Source organism: Lacinutrix jangbogonensis (genome assembly GCF_000797445.1).
In the GTDB taxonomy this organism is placed as follows: Bacteria; Bacteroidota; Bacteroidia; order Flavobacteriales; family Flavobacteriaceae; genus Lacinutrix; species Lacinutrix jangbogonensis.
Genome location: NZ_JSWF01000015.1, coordinates 36,050 through 42,500, shown reverse-complemented (window position 1 = coordinate 42,500; position 6,451 = coordinate 36,050). Strand labels below are relative to the sequence as shown.

The following is a 6,451-nucleotide window of genomic DNA, read 5'->3' as shown; positions in this document are numbered from 1 at the left end:
TGATGATTTGACGTCATCCCCACCTTCCTCACAGTTTGCACTGGCAGTCTTGTTAGAGTTCCCGACATGACTCGCTGGCAACTAACAACAGGGGTTGCGCTCGTTATAGGACTTAACCTGACACCTCACGGCACGAGCTGACGACAACCATGCAGCACCTTGTAAATTGTCCGAAGAAAAGTCTATCTCTAAACCTGTCAATCTACATTTAAGCCCTGGTAAGGTTCCTCGCGTATCATCGAATTAAACCACATGCTCCACCGCTTGTGCGGGCCCCCGTCAATTCCTTTGAGTTTCATTCTTGCGAACGTACTCCCCAGGTGGGTCACTTATCACTTTCGCTTAGCCACTCAAACCGAAGTTCGAACAGCTAGTGACCATCGTTTACGGCGTGGACTACCAGGGTATCTAATCCTGTTCGCTCCCCACGCTTTCGTCCATCAGTGTCAGTTGATTATTAGTAATCTGCCTTCGCAATTGGTATTCTATGTAATATCTATGCATTTCACCGCTACACTACATATTCTAACTACTTCATAATAACTCAAGATAACCAGTATCAAAGGCAATTCTACAGTTGAGCTGCAGGATTTCACCTCTGACTTAATTATCCACCTACGGACCCTTTAAACCCAATGATTCCGGATAACGCTTGGACCCTCCGTATTACCGCGGCTGCTGGCACGGAGTTAGCCGGTCCTTATTCTTACAGTACCGTCAAGCTCTCTACTCGAGAGAGTGTTTCTTCCTGTATAAAAGCAGTTTACAACCCATAGGGCCGTCTTCCTGCACGCGGCATGGCTGGATCAGAGTTGCCTCCATTGTCCAATATTCCTCACTGCTGCCTCCCGTAGGAGTCTGGTCCGTGTCTCAGTACCAGTGTGGGGGATCCCCCTCTCAGGGCCCCTATCTATCGTTGCCATGGTGTGCCGTTACCACACCATCTAGCTAATAGAACGCATAGTCATCTTGTACCGTAATCTTTAATTATTAATTGATGCCAATCAATAATACTATAAGGTATTAATCTTCGTTTCCAAAGGCTATCCCTTAGTACAAGGTAGATTCTATACGCGTTACGCACCCGTGCGCCGGTCGTCAGCGGAGCAAGCTCCCTGTTACCCCTCGACTTGCATGTGTTAAGCCTGCCGCTAGCGTTCATCCTGAGCCAGGATCAAACTCTTCATCGTTAAATTTTAAAGTCTTTCGACTAATTTGCTTAACAACCAAAGAAATTTTCAAGTACTCTAAATGGTTTATTCTCTTGTTTGATTCTTACCGTTTCCAGTAAAAATCTTACGCTGTCAATTCAATATGTTTATGAACTTTTATTCTTTTTTTCTAAGATATTTATCTCTTAGCGGGTGCAAATATAAAACTTATTTTTAACACCACAATGCTTTTTGAAATAATTTTAAATTATTTTTTCGAAGCTCTCTAATCAATATTTTTACTTAGAACGTTATGAAAAAATATTGCTATTTTTTCGGATTGCAAACATACAACCTTTTTTGTTATCCCAAAACCTATTTTAAATAAAAATTAATATTTTTTTTAAGTCTTGTAATGAACGTCGCTTTTGCTACTTTGCCAATGGCTGCGTTGCTAAGCGGGTGCAAATATAGACTCCTTTTTCAATCCCACAATACTTTTTTTAATCTTTTTTGAACTTAATTTAAAACTTCTTTTAATGCCCTTATTTACAAAGGATTATAGCGGCCTTTTTTTTGCTCTTTTTTTTAGACTTTGTCCTTATTATATAGACCCTCTTTTACCGTGTTTTCAAACTCTCTATTGCTACAGAATTCTTATTACTTAATTATTGTAGCCTTTTTACTCTTTCATTATAGATAAAATAGGATTGATTTAATACGAAAAAAAAAAAAATCTACGCGTAGATCCTTAACCATTACAAGTCTTTCTTGTTTTTATGCTCTTGTAAAAGTGAAAAATACACAAAGCTGAATCTAAGGACCACTACTTAATAAAATTAAACTTTGATTTAAAATAGGCTGTACCTATTTACCAGCGTTAGGGATTGAGACATTGTTGAAGCTCCTCGCAGAGAGCGACTGACGAAAGCCCGACCTTAAAGGTAACGCCCGAAATATTATTATGCATTTTGATATAGATGTATTGCTTGTCTGTTTATAACCTATTATCTTAGCAGCCTGAATTTAATATTATATATGATACATATTACTTTACCTGATGGCAGTGTAAAATCGTTTGAGGCGAATGTTACCCCTATGGATGTTGCGAAAAGCATTAGTGAGGGCTTTGCTAGAAATGTGATTTCAGCTAGTTTTAATGGTTTAACTGTTGAAACTGTTACGAAATTAACCACAGATGGATCACTTGTTTTATATACTTGGAAGAATGATGAGGGAAAGAAAGCTTTCTGGCATTCGAGTGCTCACGTTTTGGCTCAGGCTATAGAGGAATTATACCCAAATGCTAAATTGACTATTGGTCCGGCTATTGATCGTGGTTTTTATTATGATGTTGATTTTGGCACAGAGACTTTGTCTGACAAAGATTTTAAGACTATCGAAACTAAAATGATTGAAATTGCTCGTGGTAAACATGAGTTTAAAATTCGTGATGTTTCGAAAGCTGCAGCTTTAGATTTATATAAAGACAATCCTTTTAAGACTGAATTGATTGAAAATTTAGTAGATGGTACGATTACTTTTTGTGACCACGCTACTTTCACAGATTTATGCCGTGGTGGACATATTCCAAATACTGGAATTATTAAGGCCGCAAAAGTGCTATCTGTAGCTGGTGCTTATTGGAGAGGTGATGAAACGAAACCACAATTAACACGTGTTTATGGCGTTACTTTTCCAAAACAAAAGGAATTAACCGAACATTTAGCTTTATTAGAAGAGGCTAAAAAACGTGATCATAGAAAACTTGGTAAAGCGTTAGAATTATTTACATTTTCTCAAAAAGTTGGTGCTGGTTTACCTTTATGGTTACCAAAAGGTGCTGCCTTGCGTGAGCGTTTAGAAAACTTTTTGAAAGCTGCACAGAAAAAGGCAGGTTACGAAATGGTTATGACACCTCATATTGGACAAAAAGAGCTTTATGTTACTTCCGGACATTATGCTAAATATGGAGAAGATAGTTTTCAGTCTATTAAAACACCAAAGGACGATGAAGAGTTTTTATTAAAACCAATGAACTGTCCACATCACTGTGAGATCTACAATGCTATGCAATGGTCTTATAAAGATTTACCTAAAAGATTCGCAGAATTTGGTACGGTATATAGATATGAACAAAGTGGCGAATTACATGGCTTAACTCGTGTTCGTGGTTTTACTCAAGATGATGCTCATATATTTTGTACTCCAGATCAATTAGATAAGGAATTTAAAGATGTTATTGATTTAGTGCTTTATGTTTTTGGTTCTTTAGGCTTTGAAAATTTCACAGCACAAGTATCTTTAAGAGACCCAGAAACTCCAGAAAAGTATATTGGTAGTCTTGAAAACTGGGAGAAAGCTGAACAAGCTATTATTAGTGCAGCAAAAGACAAAGGTTTAAATTATGTTATAGAAACTGGCGAAGCTGCTTTTTATGGTCCTAAGTTAGACTTTATGGTTAAGGATGCTCTTGGAAGACAATGGCAGCTTGGTACTATTCAAGTAGATTATAATTTACCTGAGCGTTTTGAATTGACTTATAAAGGAAGTGATAACGAATTACATAGACCAATAATGATACACCGTGCTCCTTTTGGAAGTATGGAACGTTTTATAGCTATTTTATTAGAACATACTGGTGGAAATTTCCCGCTTTGGTTAATGCCAAATCAAGTTTCTGTATTAACTCTTAGCGAGAAATATGAAAAATACGGTGAAAAAGTTTTAAATTTGCTAGAAAAACACGAAATTCGCGCCCTTATAGATAACAGGAACGAGACTATTGGTAAGAAAATTAGAGAGGCCGAAATGAAGAAAACGCCTTATATGATTATCATAGGTGAGAATGAAGAAAAAGAAAACATGATATCTGTAAGACAACACGGAGGAGAAGATTTAGGCACGATAAGTGTATTAGAATTCTCAAAGATTGTCGAAATAGAGATAAATAAGACATTAAAACAATTTTAATAATAACGTTTAACTAAAATTTTACAGCCATAGCAATTCGTAGAAAAAGATCAAGAGGCCCTTTAAGAGTCATTAAAGAAGACCAACACAGAATTAACTCGAAAATTAGAGCAGAAAAAGTGCGTCTAGTTGGAGATAATATCGAAGTTGGTATTTACACAACAAAAGAAGCTTTAGCATTTGCTGAAGAACAAGAATTTGATTTGGTGGAGATTTCACCAAAAGCAGATCCTCCAGTGTGTAAAATTATGGACTACAAGAAGTTTCTTTACGAACAAAAGAAACGTGATAAGGCTTTAAAAAGTAAAGCGACCAAAGTTATTATTAAAGAAATTCGTTTTGGTCCTCAAACTGATGATCATGATTATCAGTTTAAAAAGAAACATGCCGAAAAATTCTTAAAAGAAGGTGCTAAATTAAAAGCATTTGTATTCTTTAAAGGGCGTTCGATAGTGTTTAAAGAGCAAGGTCAAATATTATTGTTGCGTTTAGCACAAGACCTAGAAGAACTTGGTAAAGTTGAACAAATGCCAAGATTGGAAGGTAAGAGAATGACTATGTTTATTGCTCCTAAAAAATAATTTTTTGTTAGTGTTGACATTTTCAACCTAATAACGAAAAGATGCTGATACAAGCTCAGCATAAAATATTATAAGTGAAATAATTAAAAACTAGGAAACAAGATGCCTAAAATGAAAACAAAATCTAGTGCTAAAAAGCGTTTTAAGCTTACAGGTACTGGTAAAATTAAAAGAAAGCACGCGTTTAAGAGTCACATCTTAACAAAGAAGTCTAAGAAACGTAAGCTTAAATTAACTCATGATGGTTTAGTACATAAAGCCGATGAGAACAATGTTAAAGTAATGCTACGTTTAAAGTAACATTACCTTAACAGGTTGAAAATTATTTATAAACCCTGGAGTTCGGCAAACTTAGATTTAAAAAAGTGTCATTTTTAACGACCGCCAACTACAAAACACATTAAAATTATGCCAAGATCAGTAAATTCTGTTGCCAAAAGAGCCAGAAGAAAAAAAGTGCTTAAACAAGCAAAAGGTTACTTTGGAAGACGTAAAAACGTTTGGACAGTAGCAAAAAATGCGGTTGACAAAGCGATGCAATATTCGTATAGAGACCGTAGAGTAAAAAAGAGAACATTTCGTGCATTATGGATCACGCGTATTAACGCTGGAGCTCGTTTACACGGTATGACTTACTCACAATTTATGGGAAAACTTAAAGCTAACAATATCGAATTAAACCGTAAGGTTTTAGCTGATTTAGCAATGAACCAACCGGCTGCTTTTGAAGCCATTGTGAACAAAGTAAAATAAGGGCATTTTGCCAATTGAATAATATCATTTCACTTATATGATAGAAAGTCCGATTCGAAAGAATCGGACTTTTTTTGTACCATAAATTTACAATAACTTAATACTCTTGCTAAGTATTTATTACCAATACTAATTATCTTTGAAGTTTAAAAACACAATAATATGGATTTTTCTAAAGTAAAATTAATAGCCACAGATATGGATGGCACATTACTTAATTCTAAACATGAAATAAGTGATGCATTTTTTGAACTTTTTAATCAGCTAAAATCTCATAATATTTTATTTGTTGCTGCTAGTGGAAGGCCATATTATAGTATGATAGACAAACTTTCGAAAATTAAAGATGAAATTATTATCGTCTCTGAAAATGGAGGTCTTGGTATAAAAAAAGGACAACAGTTTCTGTCAAACCCTATTGATGGAGATCATTTTGTAGAAATATGTAATATAATTGTTGACATAAAAGATTCTCATGCCGTTTTTTGCGCAAAAAATCAAGCATATGTTATTAGTGATTCTAAAACACTTCTAGAGCTTCTAAAAGAATACTATCCAAAATATAATGTGGTTTCTAATCCTTTGGAGATAAAAGAACCTATTTATAAGGTTGCATTATTTCATGAAGAAAGCTCTGAGCGTTATATTTATCCGTTTGTAAAACATATTGAAGACCGTTATAAAGTTAAAGTTAGCGCCAACCATTGGGTAGATATTTCGGAAAACAAAGCTAATAAAGGACATGCGATTGCGTTTATTCAAGACACTTATAATATTACACCTGAGGAAACCATGGTTTTTGGTGATTATAATAATGATATTGAAATGCTAAAATTAGCTAAGTTTAGCTTCGCCATGCAAAATGCACATCCAGATGTTAAAGCTGTTGCCAATTTTGAAACAAAAAGTAATGATGAACATGGCGTTGAGGTAATAATAAAAAAAGTGATTGAAGTAAAAGAGAACGCTTTAAGCACTCTTTAATTAGAAGTA

5 protein-coding genes and 1 rRNA gene (1 of these 6 only partly in view) are annotated in these 6,451 nt (G+C 35.1%); 5 read left to right on the top strand and 1 reads right to left on the bottom strand.

Features of this window, described 5'->3' with window-relative positions; all coding sequences use genetic code 11:
• Positions 1-1,190, bottom strand: a 16S ribosomal RNA gene (locus RH82_RS02465) (it extends 329 nt beyond the left edge of the window).
• A 999-nt stretch (positions 1,191-2,189) separates the two neighbouring features.
• Here RH82_RS02465 and thrS point away from each other — a divergent pair.
• From thrS to RH82_RS02440, 5 genes are all read left to right on the top strand, one after another.
• Positions 2,190-4,124, top strand: a complete 1,935-nt coding sequence (gene thrS, locus RH82_RS02460) for a threonine--tRNA ligase (RefSeq protein ID WP_034057787.1) — start codon at positions 2,190-2,192, stop codon at positions 4,122-4,124.
• A gap of 71 nt (positions 4,125-4,195) precedes the next feature.
• Positions 4,196-4,705, top strand: coding sequence for a translation initiation factor IF-3 (gene infC, locus RH82_RS02455; protein WP_262494836.1), 510 nt, complete (start codon positions 4,196-4,198; stop codon positions 4,703-4,705).
• A 102-nt stretch (positions 4,706-4,807) separates the two neighbouring features.
• Entirely contained in the window at positions 4,808-5,005 is a 198-nt protein-coding gene (rpmI, locus tag RH82_RS02450) for a 50S ribosomal protein L35 (protein WP_034057784.1), read from the top strand.
• A 108-nt stretch (positions 5,006-5,113) separates the two neighbouring features.
• A complete protein-coding gene (rplT, locus tag RH82_RS02445) occupies positions 5,114-5,458 on the top strand; it encodes a 50S ribosomal protein L20 (RefSeq protein WP_034057782.1) in 345 nt (114 codons plus the stop codon).
• Positions 5,459-5,620: 162 nt separating this feature from the next.
• On the top strand, positions 5,621-6,442 hold the full coding sequence (locus RH82_RS02440; protein WP_034057781.1) for an HAD family hydrolase: 822 nt from the start codon (positions 5,621-5,623) through the stop codon (positions 6,440-6,442).
• The last annotated feature ends 9 nt before the right edge of the window (positions 6,443-6,451 follow it).

Bases quoted from the DNA above. Each gene is read 5' to 3' on its own strand.
- rpmI (WP_034057784.1), top strand. From the start codon at position 4,808: ATGCCTAAAATGAAAACAAAATCTAGTGCTAAAAAGCGTTTTAAGCTT.
- thrS (WP_034057787.1), top strand. From the start codon at position 2,190: ATGATACATATTACTTTACCTGATGGCAGTGTAAAATCGTTTGAGGCG.
- rplT (WP_034057782.1), top strand. From the start codon at position 5,114: ATGCCAAGATCAGTAAATTCTGTTGCCAAAAGAGCCAGAAGAAAAAAA.
- RH82_RS02440 (WP_034057781.1), top strand. From the start codon at position 5,621: ATGGATTTTTCTAAAGTAAAATTAATAGCCACAGATATGGATGGCACA.